Genomic DNA, 18,700 nt, shown 5'->3' on the forward strand with positions numbered 1-18,700 from the left:
GCAGGCCACAACTCGCGCTCAGTCTAGCAGATCGTTCGCGAAGAAAGAAATCGAGCCTGTTTTGATGCAGAACCGGCCGTTAGTCCAGCACGACCCGTCGTTCGACCAGCTGACTGACCTCCGGATCGTTGGAGACGAACACCACCGACCAGGGTTCTTCCTTCGAACAGAGTCGGCGCAGCAGGGTGAGTCGCAGCGCCGGCTCGATGTTGTGGAGGCTGCCGTTGAAGATCAGCAGTTCCGGCCGGGTAACGATCATTCTGGCCAGGAGCACGCGGAGCACCTGGCTTCGAGTCAGGTTGGCGCCGTTACCATGCACCAGAGTTTCCAGCCCCTGTGGCATGGCGTCGATTTCCTCTTCAAGTTCCACAAACCGGAGCGCCCAGCTCAAATCTTCAAACTGAATCGAAGGGCGCTGCAGAGTGATATTTTCCTCCAGGGATCCGTCGAACAGGGTGGGATGGGAGTCCAGCATCAACCCTCGGCAGTGGTTGACGTAATTCAGCGACACATCGCGCAGGTCAATATCGTTGTAGCGGATCACCCCGGCGGTCGGATGGTACAGTCCGGCTAACACCAGCGCGAGCGAGGTTTTGCTTCTGCTGGTTCCGGAGAGGACGCTGATTTTTTCTCCCGGCATGACTTCCAGGTTGAATCGTTCGAAGAGCAGCGGTCCGTCCGGCGCGGCGAAGGACACGTCTTTGCATGTCAGGCGCACCCCCTGCAGCGAGGGATCGGGGAGCCAGGCGGCCACGGGGCCGGAGACATCCTCCTTCGGCATGTCAAACAGCGTGGAAAGCTCATGGAGTGAGGTGGCGACATAGATGGCGGCATACATGCGCCGGGCGACGGTATCGAGATTGAGCAGCAGGGTGCCGACGATCACCTCCGCCGCGACGAACTGTCCGAGGGTGATGTCGCCGACCGACAGCAACCAGCCGCCGAGGCCGATCATGCCGCTATGCGCCACGGCCTGAAACACGACCGTACTTTTATATTGCCCGCCGCTCAGAATATCGGAACGCGTCTTCCGCGCCATCACATAGGCCTTGACCAGCGCATCGGTTTTCTTGAGGAGCAACGGCAGGCTGTCCGTGGACTTGAAATGGAGCCGGTTGATGCCGATGTCCTGGAGCCAGTGAAAGGTCTGGTAGTGCAGCCGGGACACCCGTTGCGTGATGCGGAGCCCGCCTCGACCGAAAAACGTCAGCAGAAAGGCAAACCCTGTGATCAGGAGGGTGTTATATCCCAGGAAGTAGGGATGGTACATGATCAGGATCGCCATGCCGATGGTGCCCGACACCGACACATTGATCACATCGACCAGCATGGCGACCAGGGCCCGGGGCAACAGTTCCGCCTCGATAAACGTGTTGGTATGTTGAGGAAGAAAGACATTCTCGCGAAAGCGGGGCAGGGCTTCGGTAAAGGCGACGGCGAGCCTCGTATAGAGGCGCTGCACCAGGATTTCCACCGCCCGCGCTTGCAGGACCCGGAATGCGCCCATTGCGAGCAGCGCACCGAACATCGTGGCCACCAGCGTCACGATCATGATCGGTTGGATGGCGAACGCGAAGGTATTGACCAGTTCCTGGACCGTAAGCGGGACGATCAATGCAAACAGACCGATCACGACCGCATAGGACACGATGATGGTGAGGATGCGGCGCTCGAGCCCGATCAGAAGATTCAGGCGGGCAAGGATGGTCCAGGCGGAGGGCGTCGAAATGGGCGTTTCAGTAGCGGTGTCGTTCACACAAGCGCTCGTATCGGTCGGCTGTGGGCCGCAGTGTGGGCGATTGCCTGATGTCTGTCAAGTTGAGCAGGTCCGGCTATGCGGAGCGCAGGGACATGAAGCGGGCGGGAACAGACACGTAGAATCGATGCGTCGTCCGGCTAGTTCAGCATGATTCGGCGGTCGACATGCGGGGTCAGGTTGGGATCGTTCGAGACGAAAATGACCGACCACGGCTCTTCCTTGCTGCAGAGGCGCCGGAGAATCGTTTCGCGCATCGCGGGATGCATGTTGTGGAGGATCCCCTCGAAAATGAGCAGTTGCGGCCGACCCAGGATCGCCCGGGCGACCAGGATGCGCACGATGTGCGTCGGCGCGAAAATTTTTCCGGCAGCCCGGACGTGGGTCTTAAGGCCGTGCGGCAGAGCGTCGACTTCCTCTTCCAGCTCGGTAAAGCGTAAGGCCCATCGCACATCACTGTAAGGGATATACTCCCGACCGAGTACGATGTTCTCCTCGAGCGTGCCTTCGAACAACGACAACTGCGAATCCAGGATGAATCCTCTGAACCGGTTGACGGAGTCCAGGTTGAGGTGCCGGAGGTCGACGCCGTTATAGCGGATCACACCGGAGGTGGGTGATTCCAGGCCGCCCAGTACCCGGGCCAGCGCAGTCTTGGCCATGGTGCTGTCCGCATAAATGCCGATCTTTTCGCCGGGCGTCACTTCCAGGTTGAAGCGCTCGAAGACGGCCGGGCCGCCGGCAGGGGCAAACGTCAGATCTTTGCAGGTGACGCGAATGCCGTGCACGGTCGGGTCCGGGAGCGGGATGGAGAGGGTTGCCGTATCCTGGTCTTTCGGAAGGGAGAATAAGAAGCTCAGCTCCGTCAATGCCGTCAGGAAGTAATAGATATGCCCCATCCGTTTCACGACCCCGTCGAAGCTCGACAGGATGCCGCTGACGACGACTTCGGCGGCGACAAATTGTCCGAGCGTCAATTGCCCGATGCCCAGGAGCCAGCCGGCCGTCGCAATGAGACCGCTATGCGCAATGGCCTGCCATCCCAGTGAGCCCAGATACTGCCGGATCAAAATTCCGAATCTGGTTCGGCGGATGCCGACGTAGGTATCCAGGAGCTGGTCCGTCTTTTTGACCAGCAGGGCCTGGCTGTCGGTCGACTTGAAATGGAGCAGGTTGTAGGCAATTTCCTGAAACCAGTGCAGGGTGTCGTACTTGGCATGAGAGAGGTTCATGTCGGCCTTGAGGCCGCCATGGCTCATGAGGAAAAAGACCACGTTGAATCCGACCAGCAGGATCGCGTTATACAGCAGGAAATACGGGTGATAAAACACCAGGATGGTCATGCCGACCGCGCCGCCGACGATGACGTTGATCAGATCCACCAGCAGGACCGACACCGCCCGTTGCATGAGAATGGTTTCGACGAAGAAATTTGCAAAGCGCGGTTTGAAGCCCTGGTAGCGCAGGTGCGGGAGTTGTTGAGCCATGGCAATGGCGACCCGGGCGAAAATGCGACGCTCCAACACTTCGACCGCGTAATACTGCAGGGCCCGGAAGGCGCCGACAAATAACAGGGCGGCCACCATGACGGCGGCCAGGGTGACGATGGTAATGGGTTGAAGCGCGAATGCGAAGGTATTGACGAGTTCCTGAACCGTGAGAGGCACGATCAGGGAGAAGAGCCCGATGGCGATCGAATAGGAAACGATGAGTCCGAGGACGCGCCGTTCCAGGCGGAAGAGGAGGCCGAGATGGCCGATGACGGCCTGGAACAGATTGCTCTGATTATCGGAATGGTCCTGGGCCATCGTGTTACTCCAGCAAAACCTGACCGGGCCCCTTGCCGTGTCTCTTCGCGAGCAGTCTGAAGCCGTGGAGGTGACACGCCTGTGCCGGACCGCCTCGTCGGCTAAAACGTATCAGAGCAGCCCGCAAAATACCACTATTTGGAGAAGCTCGCCCCGACGCGGTAGTTCACCGGCGTCGCGGATGGCTGACTCCGGGCCCAGGTGCCGGTCGCCCATTGATACAGGGCCAGCGCCTTCTGATAGTCTGCCTTCGCTCGCACCAGCTGCATTTCCGAATCGACGGAATTTCGTTCGCGCAGGTTCACAAACAGAACGCTGGTGGCGCCCAAACTGAAACGGAACCGCTCGCCCTCCTCCAGGGTCTTGGCCATGCGGAGCGATTCGGCTGCGGCGGTCACCCGCTCCTTCGCGCGTTCGATGGCCGAGAGGGCATTGTCCACGTCCACGACCACTTGCTGTTCCCGGTATTTCTGCACCATCACCAGGCGATCGGCCTGTGCTTGCGCTTCCATCACTTCACCGCGGCTTCTCCGTTGCAGGATCGGCATGCGCAGTTCCACGCCAAACCGGTAGCCGAGGCCGAGGACAAATTTTTCCGGAGCCCGTGCCGGCGCCGCTTCGAGATCGAGACTGGGCAGCAGGTTGTTTTTGGCCAATTCCAGATCGATGTTGTTGACCTTGGCTTCGATATCGACCTCGCGAATTTCCGGCCGGTCGGTTTTGGCCTGGAGCTTGTCGGCTCGCACGATTTCAGGCGTCGGCACGGCGGTCGGCGGCGGGAAATCCGGTGCGCGCTCGAGTTGTGGTGCGGTCGGGGTCTGGTTTTCCCAGAGGAACATCGACATCTTATATTGTTCCTGCTCTACGGCTCGTTGTGCGCCGATGGCGATCTCGCGCCGGCGCTGGACTTCCTGCCCTGCTTCAACGACGTCGAGCGGGGCGACGGCGCCGGCTTTGGCTCTGCCTTCGACCTGCCGCAGCCGTTCTTCCGCAACTCCCAGGGCCCGGCGCTGCACGTCCACGTACTTGGCCGCAGAGACCCAATCCCAGAACTGGGTGGCGGCTGCCAGGAACAGGTCCTGCCTGGTTTGGGAGATTTTGACATCGGCGCGTGGATCGGCCAACTCCGATCGCTGGAGTTCGGCATTCTCCGGGTTGACCATGAGTCCTTTGAGGAGAGGCAGAAAGCCACCGAGAATGACCTGTTGGCCGTTGCCGAAACCGAGGTCCGGGATCTTGGCGTCGCCAATGGACTGCCGAACGCCCGCGCTGCCACGGAATCCCCAAGGCGTGCGCGCTTCGACCAGCGTATCGTTGAAGCCGACGCTTTGCGTTTTGGTGGTTCCTTTGTCGATAAATCGTTCGATTTCCGTATCGTTCACGAGGACGGGCTCGAAAGCGCCCAGGGCTTTGAGCATTTTCCCGCGCGCCGAAGTTTTTTCGGTGCCGGCTCCCTTCAGCAGGGGATGGGACCGATCGATCCAGGCGTGGACTTCGTTCAATGAGAGCGGAATGGGCGGGAGCGTGCGTGGTTTCGCCGTCTCGTCCGCCGACAGACCGGTGTCAGGCAGCGAGCAGAGTCCACAGGCGGCGAGGGCAAGTACCCAGGCATGGATCTTCATGAAACGCACTCCTTTCTGAGTATAAACAAGAGAGAACAAGGTCGAAGGAAATGAGCGCTTCGGACCGGCGGCCGGTCGGAAGGGGCCTGTTACTTGGCCCCGCGACCGGCTTTCGGCAAGAGCGTATCGATCAAGCTCGGGGGCCGTTCCTGGTAGTCGGGCGGAAACAGATTGAAGCGGCGCCACAGCTCGTACCAGAGCGGGACACGATTGAGAATGACCCACCCCATGGCTTTGGTGCCCTGGCGGACATGTTCTTGCGGAGGCCAGGGACGTTCCTCCAGGTCGGGGACGACCCAGAAGCGGAAGTTGCCTTTTCCGTCGTCCACCTGGTCGATGACTTTGATGACGCCGTTGTAGGTACCGGCCATCAGTTCCGGCCACGCCGGCAACGGGATGGCGGGAATACCGTAGAAGAGAATCTTGACCTTCCGGCCGACATTCAGCAAGGGCGCGTCGATACCGTCGGCGACCATTTCGATGGCCTTGTCCGTGCTGCTCGGTGAAATTCTGACGAGTTTGTCCCCGGGACGCACGGTTTCGCCCGCGCCGGCCTGCGCCATTTTCACCACGGTGCCGTCGATGGGAGAAAGAATGCGGCCGGCCACGCGCCGCTGGTTCGCGTTGGAGAGGCGTAACGAGACGTCCGCGACTTGATCGGCGGCTCGCGCCGCTTCTCCGATCGACGCATCGCGGGCCGCTTCAGCGTCGAGGAGACGTTGGAGCACTTCCGCGCTTATTTGTTCGCGTCCGAAACTTAAGGCTTTCATACTCTGTTCGGCCGCACTCAAATTGGCCTGTGCGCCTTGCAGGTCGGCCTTACTGGCCAGGGCAGATTGAATAGTGAGTTCCAGTTCGCGTTGGGAGACCAGGCCTTGTTGCGCCAATTGCTGGTGCCGTTCGACGTTGAGCTCGGCAGTGGCGACGGCAATCTTGGAGGCTTCGATTTTCTGCCTTGCTTCGCGCACCTTGCTTTCCGCCTCGAGGACGCGGGCACCTGCCGAAGGGACGGCCGCCTTCACGAGGTTTTGCATTTCTTTGATCCGCTTATCGAGTTGATCGGCTCGGCTCAACGCCGCCTTCCGGGTGTCCTCCAAGGCTTTCTTGCGTTGTTCAAGGAGGCTCAAGAGATCCGGGGCCATGAAGTTCGGATCGTAGTCATCGAGTTCGAGAATCACATCGCCGGTCTTGACTCGTACACCTTCGAAGACGTGCCATTTTCTGATGCGGCCGGTGATCTGGGCTTCGACGTCCTGCGGCCGTTCGAACGGTGTGTAGGCCGACAGTTGTCCGGTCACGGTGATGGTTTGTGTCCAGGGTACGAATGCGACGATGAGGATGAAGAAGCCGACCAAGAGAATGGCCAGCCGGGAGGAGAAGCGAAGCCGCTCGGGAATCTGGACCGCCTCCCACGACTGGAGCTGGGTCGATGTCGCAAGATCATCGACCGCCATTTCATCCAGGCCGGTGCGCTGGGTGACCAGGGAGCGAATTCTGCTTTTGAGCCCTTCACGGATCCGCTGCACGTGTCCCCTCCAGGGCACAGCCAGTGACAGAAAAATTCACAGCGTATCATAGTGGATTGCGGAGGACTTGGTCAATTCAATGAGGGGTTCCGCCGGGGTGCGGCTTGACCCTTCGACCGGAGAACGGCTAAGGTTCGCCGCATCGTTCTTTCCTTCAGCCAAAGGTGGCCTCTCACATGTCAAAGAACAATACAGCGGTCCGGGCTTCTGTCGGGGTGCTGGGTGGAAGCAAGTCGGATTTCCCGATCCTGGAAAAGGCCGTAGCCATGCTGAACGAACTCGGGATTCCCAACGAGCTCTTGGTGGTCTCCGCGCACCGCACTCCCGATCGCCTCTTCGCCTACGCGGAACAGGCGATCGACCGGGGCATCCAGGTCATCATTGCGGGCGCCGGCGGCGCCGCTCATCTTCCCGGAATGTTGGCGGCGAAGACTTCCTTGCCGGTGATCGGGGTTCCCATCCCCACAGAGAATCTCAGAGGATTGGACTCGCTGTTGTCCATCGTGCAGATGCCCAGAGGCATTCCGGTGGCGACGGTCGCCATCGGGGGCGCGGAGAATGCCGCCATCCTGGCCGCGCAAATACTCGGACTCCGGTCGGCCGCCATCAGACAACGGGTCGAACAGTTTCGCGCCAATCAAACACAGTCGGTGCTCGACTCACAGGACGATGCCCGATTGTCTCCTCCCTTGCGGATGGGACGAAGCTCCCGGGCGAGCCGCCGGTCGTGAACGCGCCGGTCATCGATCCCGGCGCGACGCTGGGTGTGCTGGGAGGCGGACAACTCGGCGCGATGTTCGCAACCGCGGCCCGGCGTCTCGGGTATGCGGTGGTCGTGTGGGATCCCGATCCAGAAGCGCCGGCCCACCGGTTGGCCGACTCCTCCCTTATCCGATCGTTTACAGACTCTGCCGCGCGTCAGGACTTTGTCGGGCGCGTGTGCGCCGTCACGTATGAATGGGAAAATGTGCCTGCCGATCTCTGCGAGCAGTTGGAGCGCGACGTGCCGGTCCGGCCCTCGAGCCGGGTGCTTCGTGTGATTCAAGACCGAATCGAGCAGAAAACCTTTCTTCGAGCCCATGGCTTGCCTGTTCCGGCATTTCACGCGATCTCATCGCCGGAGGAGCTCAGCCGGCAGACGGTGCTGGAATATCCTCTGGTCTGTAAGACCGCGACGGCCGGGTACGATGGCAAAGGCCAATGGAAAATTGCGCGCGCAGAGGATTGCGCGGCCGTGCAGGAGGATCTGACTCGAAGCCGACGCCCCGGTTCACGCTGGATTCTGGAAGCCTGGTTGCCTTTCGAACGCGAGGTGTCGATTCTGGTGGTGCGAAGCCTGGACGGGGCGGTGCGAACCTACCCGCTCGTCGAAAATGTGCATGAAGAAGGGATCCTTCGTCAGTCCACTGTTCCGGCCGATGTGCCGGCCGCGGTGGCCGATCAGGCTACGGTGATGGCACGGAGCGCAGTGGAGGCTTTGGACGGCGTAGGGGTGTTCTGCGTGGAGTTATTTCTCATGCCCGATGGCCGGCTACTCATCAACGAGGTCGCGCCCAGGCCGCATAACTCCGGGCACTATTCGTTGGACGCCTGTACGGTGTCGCAATTCGAACAACAGGTCCGCGCCCTCTGTGGGCTCCCGCTTGGCGAAGTGCGCCTGCTGAGCCCGACGGTTATGCTCAATCTCATCGGCGAGGAAGTTCTGCTTGCAACCGTGTCGCCCGCTGCGCAAGATCTACTTCGTGAGCCGGGCGCGGTGGTTCATCTCTATGGGAAGCGTGTGGTGCGCCCGAAACGGAAGATGGGTCACGTTTCTTTCCTGGCCGCCACCCGTGAAGCAGCCCTTTCCAAAGCATCGGTCTTCCGATCCCGCCTTGTCCTGCCTCACTCTTAAGCTTCCTGCGTCATGCGAGGCGTATCGATCGCAGTCGGCGCGCTGCTCATTCGCATCCGTTAGCGCAGCCCGTCTGACCCGGGTCCGTTCGTTTTTGTGATCCGCCGAGAACGATCCGGCCCTTCCTGAGCACCGGTCCGCTTGCGCCTCCTGATAATGCGACGACTTGCCGTCCGGTGCTGCACGGTACAGGACTTGCTGATCTTCCGGCTGGCTTCACACTCTTCCACCGAAGGCAGGCATAGTCGTGAGCGTTCCACTTCCCTCGTCCGATCTCGATCAAACCGGACGCCATCCCAACATCAGAGGCCTGGGGCGGTTGCTCGATCATTCCCGCACCCGCACGATTTTTCTGCAAAGCCTGGTGGCCGGTATCCTCTCGTACGAATTGTTGGTCAGTAACGAGACGATCTTCGGACATCGAGTGAGCCTCCTGGTGGCCGCCGGCCTGATCCTGGTCAGCTGCGGCATCATGCTGTTGCCGCGAACCCTCCTTGAAAGCGCCTGGTTTCCCGGCGCGCTGATCAGCATCAATACGCTGTTCGTGACGGGGACGATTTATCTCTCCGGGACCGCCAGTTCGGAGCTGTACCTCACGTATTTTCTCCTCCTCTTGATCGCCTCATCGGCCCCGTCGCTCAGGCAACTGCTTGGTCTTTCGACAGTGATTTGCGCTGGCTACGGCGTCTTGGTCTACGAACATGCGATGCAGTCGGGCGGGCTCGAAGTGGGGCATCTCTTGGGCATTCCCGTGTTGCTGATCATGTCGGTCTTTTATGGATTAACGCTTGAAACGGTCGCCACCGAACGCCGCCGTAATCGCCTGTTGCAGGAGAATGTGCAGGGATTAAGGCAGTCGGGGCAGGTGTTGGAGGAACGACGGACGCAACTCGAAACCCGCGTGCAGGGATTGAAGCAGGGGTTGTCACGTGCGAATCAGGAAATTCGCCAGGGCATGGTGGAGCGGACCGGCTTGGAGCGGCAGCTTCGCGAAGCCCAGAAGTTCGAGGCGGTCGGCCGCCTGGCCTCCAAATTGGCCAATGAGTTCAACCAGGTTTTGGCGGTGATCGGGAGTCAAACCGGAGTCATTGTCTCAAAGTTGAAACCGGATGACCCGTTGCAGCGGCCGGTGGAGGAGATTTTTCGAAGCGGGGAGCGGGCGGCCACTCTGACGGCGCAATTGCTGGCGCTACGCGTTCAGGAGACGGCGATCCGGGATACCCTGTCGCTGAGCCCGGCAATCGAGTCGATGCGGGACACGTTTGAGGCATTGCTGCCGGGTCGCATCGATTTGCGGCTGGCGAACGAGTCGATTCCGGTCCTGGTGGAGATCGGGCATGACCGCTTGGAGCAGCTGCTATTGCACCTGGTCGCCAATGCGCGCGACGCGATGCCGAAGACGGGACGGGTGGAGATCGCGCTGGAAATCGTCACCGGCGAACTCCTTCCCGCCGAGCAACTGGAAAAGAATCCCCGGAAGCGCATGGCCCGGATTGCTGTAAGCGACAACGGCGGCGGAATGAACCTGGATGTGCAATCACAAATGTTCGAGCCGTTTTTCTCCACGAAGGACACCCACGCCGGCCTGGGACTCACATTGGTATACGGGATCGTCCGGCAATACGGGGGGACGGTCGAGGTGCAGAGTCAGCCCGGGCAAGGGACGACGGTACGGGTCTACTTTCCCCTGGTTGAACGGAACGGGGTGGTGCGGGATACGAGGGTGCTCAGCGGGGCCCTCTCAAAAGGGGCCGAGACCGTGTTGCTGGTGGAGGAAGATGAAATTACCCGAAAACTGGCTTCATCGACGCTCCAGACCCATCGCTACCAGGTGTTAGAGGCGGGGTCTGCTGTCGAAGCGTTGTTGGTGGCGCAGCAGCATCCCGGGCCGATTCACCTCACGGTCAGCCATCTCTCGATGCCGGAGATCAGCGGTCGGGAGTTGGCCAAGCGCCTGGTTCTCCAACACCCCAAGATGAAGGCGTTGTTTGTGTCGGGGTTCTCGGACGACACGATCGCGAGCCATCGGGTCAATAAGAAGTATTTCCTGCAGCAGCCGTATCGGCAGCACGATCTGGCAGGAAAGATTCGTGAACTGCTGGATGTGTGAGTGGCCGAGTGCGTCCTAGTAGCGCCAGGATCTGGTGCGTCCGGGCGTGAAGAAGCGCACCTCCGGTCGTTTGAATAGGCCGATCAGAACCATCCCCGCAATGAATCCGCCGATGTGTGCGAAGAAGGCTACCCCTCCTCCCTGCGAACCGATGCTCGCGCCGCCGTTCAACAGCTGCATCACGAACCAGAACCCAGCACGATGCCGGCCGGCACATAGGTGGTGCCCACCACCGGGGCGAGCAGCAACACCCGGGCGTGGGGAAACAGCAGCAGATAAGCGCCCAGTACGCCGGAAATCGCGCCGCTCGCTCCCACCATCGGCACCGTGGAGGTCGGGTCGGTCAGGGCGTGGCTCAAGGCAGCCAGGACGCCGCACACCACGTAGAACACGATAAATCTTACATGGCCCATGATGTCTTCGATGTTGTTGCCGAAGACCCAGAGGTACAACATGTTGCCGATCAGGTGCATCCAACTGCCGTGCAGAAACATGCTGGTCAGCATCGTCGCGAACGCAGGCACTGCCGCGACCTCGGGCGGGAGCGTGGCGTGGCCGAAGACGACGGAGGGGATGGCGCCATATTGGTACACAAAGGCTTCGCCGGGAGCCGGGGCCAGCGAACTTTGGTAGAGGAACACGAGGCAACAGGCGGCGATGAAGGTGATGGTGACGACCGGTGTGTGTTCGGTCGGGTTATCGTCATTGAGGGGCAGCATGGCGATCCCTATCGGGGCGGCGCGTTACGGCGCCGGTCGAGGAAGTCGGGGATTGGAAGGGAGCGAACCGTCGGCTTGCAACGGGATGGAGAAACCGGCCGCATGCGTATGGCCTCCACCGCCGAATGATGCGGCGATCGATCCCACATCGGTTCCCTCCTCGCGGGAGCGCATGCTGTAGTACCGTCGTCCGTTGCGGTCATGCCAGATGAGACAGAATGGGTGCGCGGCGGAGAGTCGTTCGCCGATCTGACTGGTGAGGACTGCGCTTTGAACCGCGGGCACGGTCGCCCCTTCAAACTGCACCAGGGTCGCGTGTGACGCCAGTTTCGTGACCAGTTCGTTTTCGTAGCGGAGAATCGCCCGCCCCTCCCGCTCTAACTCCTGCTGCTCGAAGCTGCTCCAGAGCTGGAAATCGAACGGGTGTGAGGCGAGCGCGGCGCTGATCTCCCGGCTGTGCGGGAGCGCCCAGTTCCAGAGATCCTTGTCCTGAATGTAGCGCAAGAGCCAAGGAGCCGGTTCGTCATGGGCCCATTCCCATCCGAGCACTGCGCCGGACTTCTTCTGATCGAAGTAGGCGTAGGGCAGATCGGCCAGGGTTTGCTCGGCGGTGATGTGATGGTCCAGGACCACCAGGCTCGCTGCGTCCTTGGCGATGGCTTCGAGGGTCGGCCGGGCGTAACTGAAATCGACGATGACGATATGATGACCGGCCAGGTTGGCCGGCGGGCCTTCGCCATGTTTCACGGGGCGATATCCTGCGTTGGGGTAGCGCCGCCAAATGGCCCAGGCGGCACCGAACCCATCCGCACATTCCGCGTGATAGAGAATCAGTGTAGGAGGAGAGGAGGCACGACTTCGCATGACGGCGGCGCTCATAGGCTGACCACCTTAGCATGTCCGTTCATGGAGACTAAAGAGCAATCTCTGGAGGGTACGCGATGCCGGTTGGTGCGGCCGGCATCGCGCGGGATTCCGGTTATGCCGTCGAGGGAAGCTGGTTCAGGTGGTTGATCAGTTGCCGGAGGCGTCCGGCATTCCGGCGGTTGAACGAGAAGGTCAATCGCGCGAGATCCTTCAGCCCCGGTTCATCGATTTCCTCGGGGAGCGACGGACGCTGCTCGAATGTCCCTTCCGTCAGCATATCGCTGAATTGTTGCTGCACGTCCTCAACCTGCGCCGCACTCAACGGGGTCTTTAGCCTGATGGCAAGCTGACGACCCACGAACCGGAGCGAGTGATAGCGCCGGTAGAACGTGCGGATTTCCGTGACGGCATCTTCGACATTGTCGACGATGGTGAAGAGGGAGAGGTCCTCCGCGTTGATCAGACGTCGCTTCAGCAATTGGTCGGTGATGAAGGAATTCCAGTGATCCCAGTAGTCGCAGCCGGGCGCTTGGAGGCAGACGATCGGTTTGGGGTCGCTTTTGCCGGTTTGCACGAGGGTCATGATCTCGAATCCCTCGTCATGGGTGCCGAATCCGCCGGGAAACAGCGCGATCGCGTGGGATTCTTTTTGAAACATGAGTTTGCGGGTAAAGAAGTATTTGAACGTGACGAGCTTGGGGTCATCGGCAATGACGGCGTTGGCGCCTTGCTCGAAGGGCAGCATGATATTCACGCCGAAGCTATGCTCGCGGCCCGCTCCTTCCTGCGAGGCCCGCATGATGCCGTCCGCGCCGCCGGTGATGGTCATGTAGCCCTCTTCCACCATTCGCCGGGCGAATTGAAAGGCCAGCTGGTAGTTAGGGTCGTCCGCCGGTGTGCGGGCCGAGCCGAACACGCTGATCTTCAAGCGCTGCCGGTAGCCTTGGAATACTCTGAAGGCATGCCGCAGTTCTTTCAGTGCGCGATTGACGATTTTAAGGTCCAAGACATCCAGCTGCGATTCCGAGAGCCGGATCACGCCTGCGAGAATTTCCTTCATGAGCGCCGCCTGGATGTCATCGTCCGGACGGTCCAGCAGGGTAGTGAGTTGCGCGAGAATTTCGTCTTTGGTCGGGGTCGGCTTGGAGCGGGCGGCGGGGCTTTTCATGGATTGTCACCTAACGCACGGTAAACTCCGGACGCGTATCGTCGGAGAGAGTAGTCATAAAAATCATAACAAGCTGATGCGGATGAAGCAAAAGATTCATGGAACGGAGCTTAGGAGAGGCCGGAGGCACGCGGCAGATTTTGCAGCACCCAGGCGCGAATCTTCGACTCATCGGAGGAAGGGAGGGGTGCAAATTGGATGTCGACCCCGGGATAGCTCCCGAGCACACCCCGGTCTTCATGGAATTCCGGCTCGTAACTGCTGTTGAGAATGGTGCCGCGCACGGAGAAACTTAAGTCTGTTCCTGGAAGCATAAACGAAAGGACGATACTCGTGCCGGGCAGCAGCAGCGTGCGGCTCTCGATGAACGCGCCGACGTGGCTCAGCTGCCGGATTGTGGCGAGGTGTTTCGCTCCCTCGCCTTCACCGTTCGTCACGCGGATAGTGGCAGGCAGGCAGGTCTCGCATCGTTTGGGTGCCAGGGCCAGGTCTCGCGCCGTCAGGATGCCGACCGGCTGACCTTGTTTCGTGACGATCAATAGGGAGGCGCCGGTGGAGGCCATCACGCTGGTGGCGTCGTCGAGGATCTGATCACATTCGATGGAATGCACAGGCTTCGACATGATCGTGCGGACTTCCACGTCGTGCGGCTCCAGTCCCTGGGCGACGACCTTCATCACGATATCGGCGGAGGTCATGATGCCGAATGTGGTCTCGCTGTCTTTCACCAGCAGGCAGGGAATCCGCTCCCGGTCGAGGAGCAAGGCGGCTTCGCTGACAGAGACATCCCCGGGAACCTGTACCACACCGGGTGTCATCATGTGGGCCACCATAGGAATTGAGTAATGCGTCGGTTTGTCGCGGAGCATGGAGCCGGTTTTTGTCATCGGTTAAGCCTGTTTCTCGCCGTGAGAGGGGCTGACGTGTCGGCCCGGCGACCACCACGTCGAAAGGAAGTATACCAGATCGATTTGCCGGGTTAGGTTCCCCATCTTCCCTTGTCAACCAAGAGGTTAGGCGCTTAGACTGCACATGAACTATAGTCAGTATGGTTGCTTCAAAATATGCCAAACGCGATCTGATGCAAAGCGAATTCACACAACGTGCGAATGCCGTCCCCGCACATGGGTTGGGACTCTCGGTGGATGTTTATTCGCCTGACCTGTTGCACCTCGTCCACTCATTGCGGGACGAAGGCCTGCAGCCCGGGTACCTCGAGGTCTTCAAGGCGACCACCTCAGCCATGCAGTGGGTGCGGCGGCAGCTGCCGGATATGAAGCTTCCTTACCATGGCGAAGGCTTGTGGATCACGCAGCCGGATTTCCCCCACAGTTGCTCCGGGACGCAAGGGGTCGCGGAGGCCTGCGCGCAAATCCTCGCCCTGCGGAGTGCCTGGTTGAATCACGAATGTGCGACGAAGCAGATGGCGGGGTATTCCTTCGGGACCTACTTGCCGCCGTTGTATACGGAACTGTCTGCCAGGATGACGGCCGAGAACCTGGCCTATCTCCAGCGACAGGTGGATGAGCAGGCGCGCCGTCATGGGGCCGATCCCGCCCTCGTCCTCCTGGAAATGCCGCCGCTGACTTATTTTGGTTGCGGCTCTCTCGCCATCCCCGCGTTTTTTCGGGCCGTGACCGACAGGTTGGCCTGCGGTCTGGTGTTGGACATCGGGCACCTGTGGACGGTGTATCGTTACACGGGGGCCTGGCATAGTCAGACGTTGGAGGACTTCGCCACAGAATTTTTAGATGCTTTCCCGATGGAGCGGGTGATCGAAATTCATGTCGCCGGCTTGGCCGAGTTCACGGCGCAGGGTGTTGCTCAACACATGGTCGATGCTGAGGCCTTGCCCTATTGGATCGATGCCCATGGCGCCCCCATTCCTGGAGTTCTGTTCGATCTGCTGGCTCAGGTGTTGGCACATCCTCGCCTGACCTGTTTGAAAGGTGTGGCGCTGGAAGTCGATACGAAGCCGGTGGCTACCATCGTTACAGAGTTCCGTCGGTTTTGTGACCGATTTGAATCAATGGTCACCAGCGTGTTGCAGGCCGGCGCGGCTCCATCGCTCACGCGACCAGCGGTGGATGAACGCAGTGGAACACGTCAGCCTCTGGCAATGGATGAGCTGGCGACGTTGCGCGATCAGTACCAGGCCTATGTCCGCTTCGTCACAAGGGGGCAGCCCCTGCCGCTGTCGGAACATCTGTCTCTGCTCGGCGGATCGCTCGATGACCTCAATCGGTATCGCGAGACCTACTTGCCCCACGAGGTGCTGCACTGGGGTGGTGAGTTGCACGATATGTTTCCACGCACCTGCGCTTTGCTGACGGCAGCACAATTTTCGTTGGGCCGGTTCGTCCCGTTTTGGTTCAGCCGGCCCAGGCCGGACGAAGAGGACTATGACTTCTTTCTGCTCAAGATCGATCGCTTCGTCGAATTCGTGGTGAGCGATTGTCCCTCGGCTGCTGCCGTCGTCAGGGAGGAGGCGGAAGAACTGCGGGCGGCCTATCGCACGGCAAACGAGCCAACGGAATCGGCCGAGGTGCGCGCATGAGTTTCTGGGCGAATCTGCCACAGCCTATTCTCGGATTGGCGCCGATGGATGGTGTGACCGATGCCGCCTTCCGGCGCGTGGTGGCCTCGCAGGGACGCCCCGACATCACCTTTACCGAGTTCACCAACGTCAATGAGATTTGTCGTGGACCGGACCATCTGCTGGAGTCGTTGATTTATAGCGAGGCGGAACGGCCGATTGTGGCGCAGCTGTATGGGAAAGATCCGGATCAGTTTTATCGCGCCGCGCAGGTAGTCTGCGAGCTGGGGTTCGACGGGCTCGATATCAACATGGGCTGTCCGTCGAAAAGCGTCGCGGCATCAGGGTCGGGCGCCGCCTTGATCAAAACACCGGACTTGGCCCATGCGATCGTGCGCGCCGCCCGGCAGGGGCTGGAAGATTGGGCCGCCGGTCAGTCGATCCACAGCCAGGGATTTAAACCCTCGCGCATCGAATTCATTCATACGCTGAACCATAGCCGCTCCGGTGTGCCGGTCGTGCCGCGCCGGCTCCTGCCGCTGTCCATCAAAACGCGATTGGGGTTTGATTGTGTGGTGGTTGAGCGTTGGGTCGAACATTTGCTGGAGGTCCGTCCGGAGGCTATCACCCTGCACGGCCGGACGCTGCAGCAGATGTACCGGGGGGCGGCTGACTGGTCGGCCATCGCCGAGGCTGGCAAGCGTGCCCGTGGCACCGGCACGCTGATGCTGGGGAACGGCGATCTCAACACATTGGTCGATGCGATGCGACGCGTGGCTGAGAGTAACGTGCAGGGCGTGTTGGTCGGCCGAGGCACGTTGGGGTCGCCCTGGTTCTTTCGTGAAAAGGAGCAGGCCAGGCGGGTGTTCAGCGAGCGGGGAGACCTGTCTGCCGTACCCGCCACCGCGTGGGAACCGCAGGTCTCGGTGAGCCATCGCATGCAAGTCATGCTCGACCACGCCAGGCAGTATGAGGCGATTGCCGGACTGGAACGGTTCCGGTCCATTCGCAAACATCTGGGTTGGTACTGCAAAGGATTTCCCCATGCCGCGGCGATGCGCGGCAAGATGTTCGGAGCGTCCAACGTGCAGGACGTCGAGCGGATCGTGGCTGAGTTTTGTCAGGACCTCATGCAGTCGGAGCGGGACGCGTCTGCCCCCACTCCGCTTGCGGCACAGACCTCTTCCATCTCCGCCGCGTAGCCCATGCGATTGATTCTCGCCTCCACCTCGCCGAGACGGCACGAATTGTTGACCCTCCTGGGGTTGCGCTTCGATGTCGTGGCCCCCCCGTTTGTCGAGCAGGTGGTGCCGAATAGGTCCGCCGAGCAGCAGGCGGTAGAATTTTCGGCAGGCAAGGCCAAATCCTGCATCGAGCTGTCCCCCGATGCGCTCATCCTCGGCAGCGACACCCTGATCAGCCTTGGCTCGGAGGTGCTGGGAAAGCCGGCCGATTTGGCCGATGCTGAATCCATGCTCAGGCGTATGGCGGGACAGGTGCATAAAATTTTTACTGCGGTTGCACTGGCGGGACCCGGCATTGAGTCCTGTGAGGTTCAGGTCGCCACGGTATCGGTCACGATGAAACCCTTGAATGAAGAGGCCTTGGCCGCTTACCTGCGGACGGGGGACAGTCTGGGCAAGGCCGGCGCCTATTCCATTCAGGGTGGAGGTGCCGCACTGATCGAGCGGATCGAGGGCGATTACACGGCGGCCGTGGGATTGCCCCTTCGCATGGTCGCCGAGATGTTGCGCAAGCGTGGCATGGCCTGTCCGGTCGATGTCGATCAACTCTATGTTCGCAAGCCCTATCCCAACTGGAATCGGTTCAATTCGTAGCAGGCATCTTGCCTCTTCAGCTGTGAGATTGAAAAGGCCTTCGCAATCCTTTTACAATGCGCCCTTGTTCAGTGACGCGTCAGGGAGGTACTCATGCGCGCGAATCATAGCAGGGCAGGTCGGCATCGTCGGTCCCATGGAGTCATCGGGCTTGTCGTCGGAGCAATGGTGGTGGTCGGCGGTCCCGCGTGGGCGATCGATGTCAAGTTGTCCCCCGAAGAGGCGAAGAAAGCCCTGGAAGCCGGGCGGGCACCGATGGAAAAGGCGAATTCCCCGGAGGACGTGAAGAAGGTGTTGCAGCAGGCCTCGCTGGTCACGCGGGTGGGCGCGGACCCCGAGAAGGATCAATGTGGCGCGAGTGCCATCCTGCGCACCAAGCGGTATCGGCTGGAAGCATTCGGCCGACAAGAAGCCGCGGAGTCGAAGAAGCAGAAGAAAGATGTGCGCATGCCCGAGGAGTTCATTCAGAAAGTCGTGGACATGCCGAACATGGAAGTGGAAGTACAACTCTGCGGGGACGATGAGTACTTCGCGGAGAAGGCCGACGTCGTGTTCCAGCAAAAGGGAAAGAACATCCGCCCTGTGGACATTAGCCCGGCGGACCGGGGCAGGAAAAACGAGGGCGCAGGCCCGGCCTATCGGTCGCGCTTCACGGCCCGATTTGGATACGAGTCGTTTGATCCCAACGCCAAGACCTCGGTCATCGTCACGTTACAGGACGGGCAGACCATGCAATTCGATGCCGACTTCTCCAAAGTGAAATAGATGGCTCGCTCCGGTGCGGGCATCGCGCCCGCACCGGAATAGGCTGTGCTCTCACCCGTGTTTCTCTGCCGCTCTTTCACTCCATATTCTG

14 protein-coding genes and 1 pseudogene are annotated in these 18,700 nt (G+C 60.5%); 7 read left to right on the forward strand and 8 right to left on the reverse strand.

Annotation, left to right across the window (positions count from 1 at the left end):
• Positions 1 to 79: 79 nt before the first annotated feature.
• The 4 genes from H8K11_11145 to H8K11_11160 all read right to left on the reverse strand — a co-directional run bounded on the left by H8K11_11145 (position 80) and on the right by H8K11_11160 (position 6,640).
• Positions 80 to 1,756 (reverse strand): ABC transporter ATP-binding protein, encoded by a 1,677-nt coding sequence (locus H8K11_11145; GenBank protein ID MCS6264301.1) that lies wholly within the window; start codon positions 1,754 to 1,756, stop codon positions 80 to 82.
• A 140-nt stretch (positions 1,757 to 1,896) separates the two neighbouring features.
• Positions 1,897 to 3,564, reverse strand: coding sequence for an ATP-binding cassette domain-containing protein (locus H8K11_11150; protein ID MCS6264302.1), 1,668 nt, complete (start codon positions 3,562 to 3,564; stop codon positions 1,897 to 1,899).
• Positions 3,565 to 3,698: 134 nt separating this feature from the next.
• Positions 3,699 to 5,186, reverse strand: a complete 1,488-nt coding sequence (locus H8K11_11155) for a TolC family protein (GenBank protein ID MCS6264303.1) — start codon at positions 5,184 to 5,186, stop codon at positions 3,699 to 3,701.
• Positions 5,187 to 5,275: 89 nt separating this feature from the next.
• Positions 5,276 to 6,640: a biotin/lipoyl-binding protein gene (locus H8K11_11160; GenBank protein ID MCS6264304.1), complete on the reverse strand. Its 1,365-nt coding sequence runs from the start codon at positions 6,638 to 6,640 to the stop codon at positions 5,276 to 5,278.
• Positions 6,641 to 6,888: 248 nt separating this feature from the next.
• Between H8K11_11160 and purE the strand changes: the two genes are divergently transcribed.
• The 3 genes from purE (at position 6,889) to H8K11_11175 (ending at position 10,716) form a co-directional block, all read left to right on the forward strand.
• Positions 6,889 to 7,443, forward strand: coding sequence for a 5-(carboxyamino)imidazole ribonucleotide mutase (purE, locus tag H8K11_11165; GenBank protein ID MCS6264305.1), 555 nt, complete (start codon positions 6,889 to 6,891; stop codon positions 7,441 to 7,443).
• The gene (locus H8K11_11170) at positions 7,440 to 8,606 is read left to right on the forward strand and encodes a 5-(carboxyamino)imidazole ribonucleotide synthase (GenBank protein ID MCS6264306.1); all 1,167 of its coding nucleotides are present in this window, start codon (positions 7,440 to 7,442) and stop codon (positions 8,604 to 8,606) included. The genes purE and H8K11_11170 overlap by 4 nt, the downstream gene beginning before the upstream one ends.
• Positions 8,607 to 8,853: 247 nt before the next feature.
• Positions 8,854 to 10,716 (forward strand): response regulator, encoded by a 1,863-nt coding sequence (locus tag H8K11_11175; GenBank protein MCS6264307.1) that lies wholly within the window; start codon positions 8,854 to 8,856, stop codon positions 10,714 to 10,716.
• A gap of 15 nt (positions 10,717 to 10,731) precedes the next feature.
• Here H8K11_11175 and H8K11_11180 read toward each other — a convergent pair.
• The 4 genes and pseudogenes from H8K11_11180 to H8K11_11195 all read right to left on the reverse strand — a co-directional run bounded on the left by H8K11_11180 (position 10,732) and on the right by H8K11_11195 (position 14,291).
• Positions 10,732 to 11,435: pseudogene (locus H8K11_11180) on the reverse strand (rhomboid family intramembrane serine protease).
• A 24-nt stretch (positions 11,436 to 11,459) separates the two neighbouring features.
• Positions 11,460 to 12,314 (reverse strand): phosphoesterase, encoded by an 855-nt coding sequence (locus H8K11_11185; GenBank protein ID MCS6264308.1) that lies wholly within the window; start codon positions 12,312 to 12,314, stop codon positions 11,460 to 11,462.
• 100 nt (positions 12,315 to 12,414) lie between these two features.
• Entirely contained in the window at positions 12,415 to 13,470 is a 1,056-nt protein-coding gene (locus H8K11_11190; protein ID MCS6264309.1) for a TIGR00730 family Rossman fold protein, read from the reverse strand.
• A 110-nt stretch (positions 13,471 to 13,580) separates the two neighbouring features.
• Positions 13,581 to 14,291, reverse strand: coding sequence for a CBS domain-containing protein (locus H8K11_11195; protein MCS6264310.1), 711 nt, complete (start codon positions 14,289 to 14,291; stop codon positions 13,581 to 13,583).
• Positions 14,292 to 14,518: 227 nt separating this feature from the next.
• Here H8K11_11195 and H8K11_11200 point away from each other — a divergent pair, with 227 nt between their 5' ends.
• The 4 genes from H8K11_11200 to H8K11_11215 all read left to right on the forward strand — a co-directional run bounded on the left by H8K11_11200 (position 14,519) and on the right by H8K11_11215 (position 18,609).
• Complete coding sequence (locus tag H8K11_11200) at positions 14,519 to 16,027, forward strand: DUF692 family protein (GenBank protein ID MCS6264311.1); 1,509 nt, start codon at positions 14,519 to 14,521, stop codon at positions 16,025 to 16,027.
• Positions 16,024 to 17,208, forward strand: coding sequence for a tRNA-dihydrouridine synthase (locus tag H8K11_11205; GenBank protein ID MCS6264312.1), 1,185 nt, complete (start codon positions 16,024 to 16,026; stop codon positions 17,206 to 17,208). The genes H8K11_11200 and H8K11_11205 overlap by 4 nt, the downstream gene beginning before the upstream one ends.
• Positions 17,209 to 17,211: 3 nt before the next feature.
• Positions 17,212 to 17,844 (forward strand): septum formation protein Maf, encoded by a 633-nt coding sequence (maf, locus tag H8K11_11210; protein MCS6264313.1) that lies wholly within the window; start codon positions 17,212 to 17,214, stop codon positions 17,842 to 17,844.
• Positions 17,845 to 17,937: 93 nt separating this feature from the next.
• Positions 17,938 to 18,609: a hypothetical protein gene (locus H8K11_11215; GenBank protein ID MCS6264314.1), complete on the forward strand. Its 672-nt coding sequence runs from the start codon at positions 17,938 to 17,940 to the stop codon at positions 18,607 to 18,609.
• The last annotated feature ends 91 nt before the right edge of the window (positions 18,610 to 18,700 follow it).

It is taken from the genome of Nitrospira sp., assembly GCA_024998565.1.
In the GTDB taxonomy this organism is placed as follows: Bacteria; Nitrospirota; Nitrospiria; order Nitrospirales; family Nitrospiraceae; genus Nitrospira_A.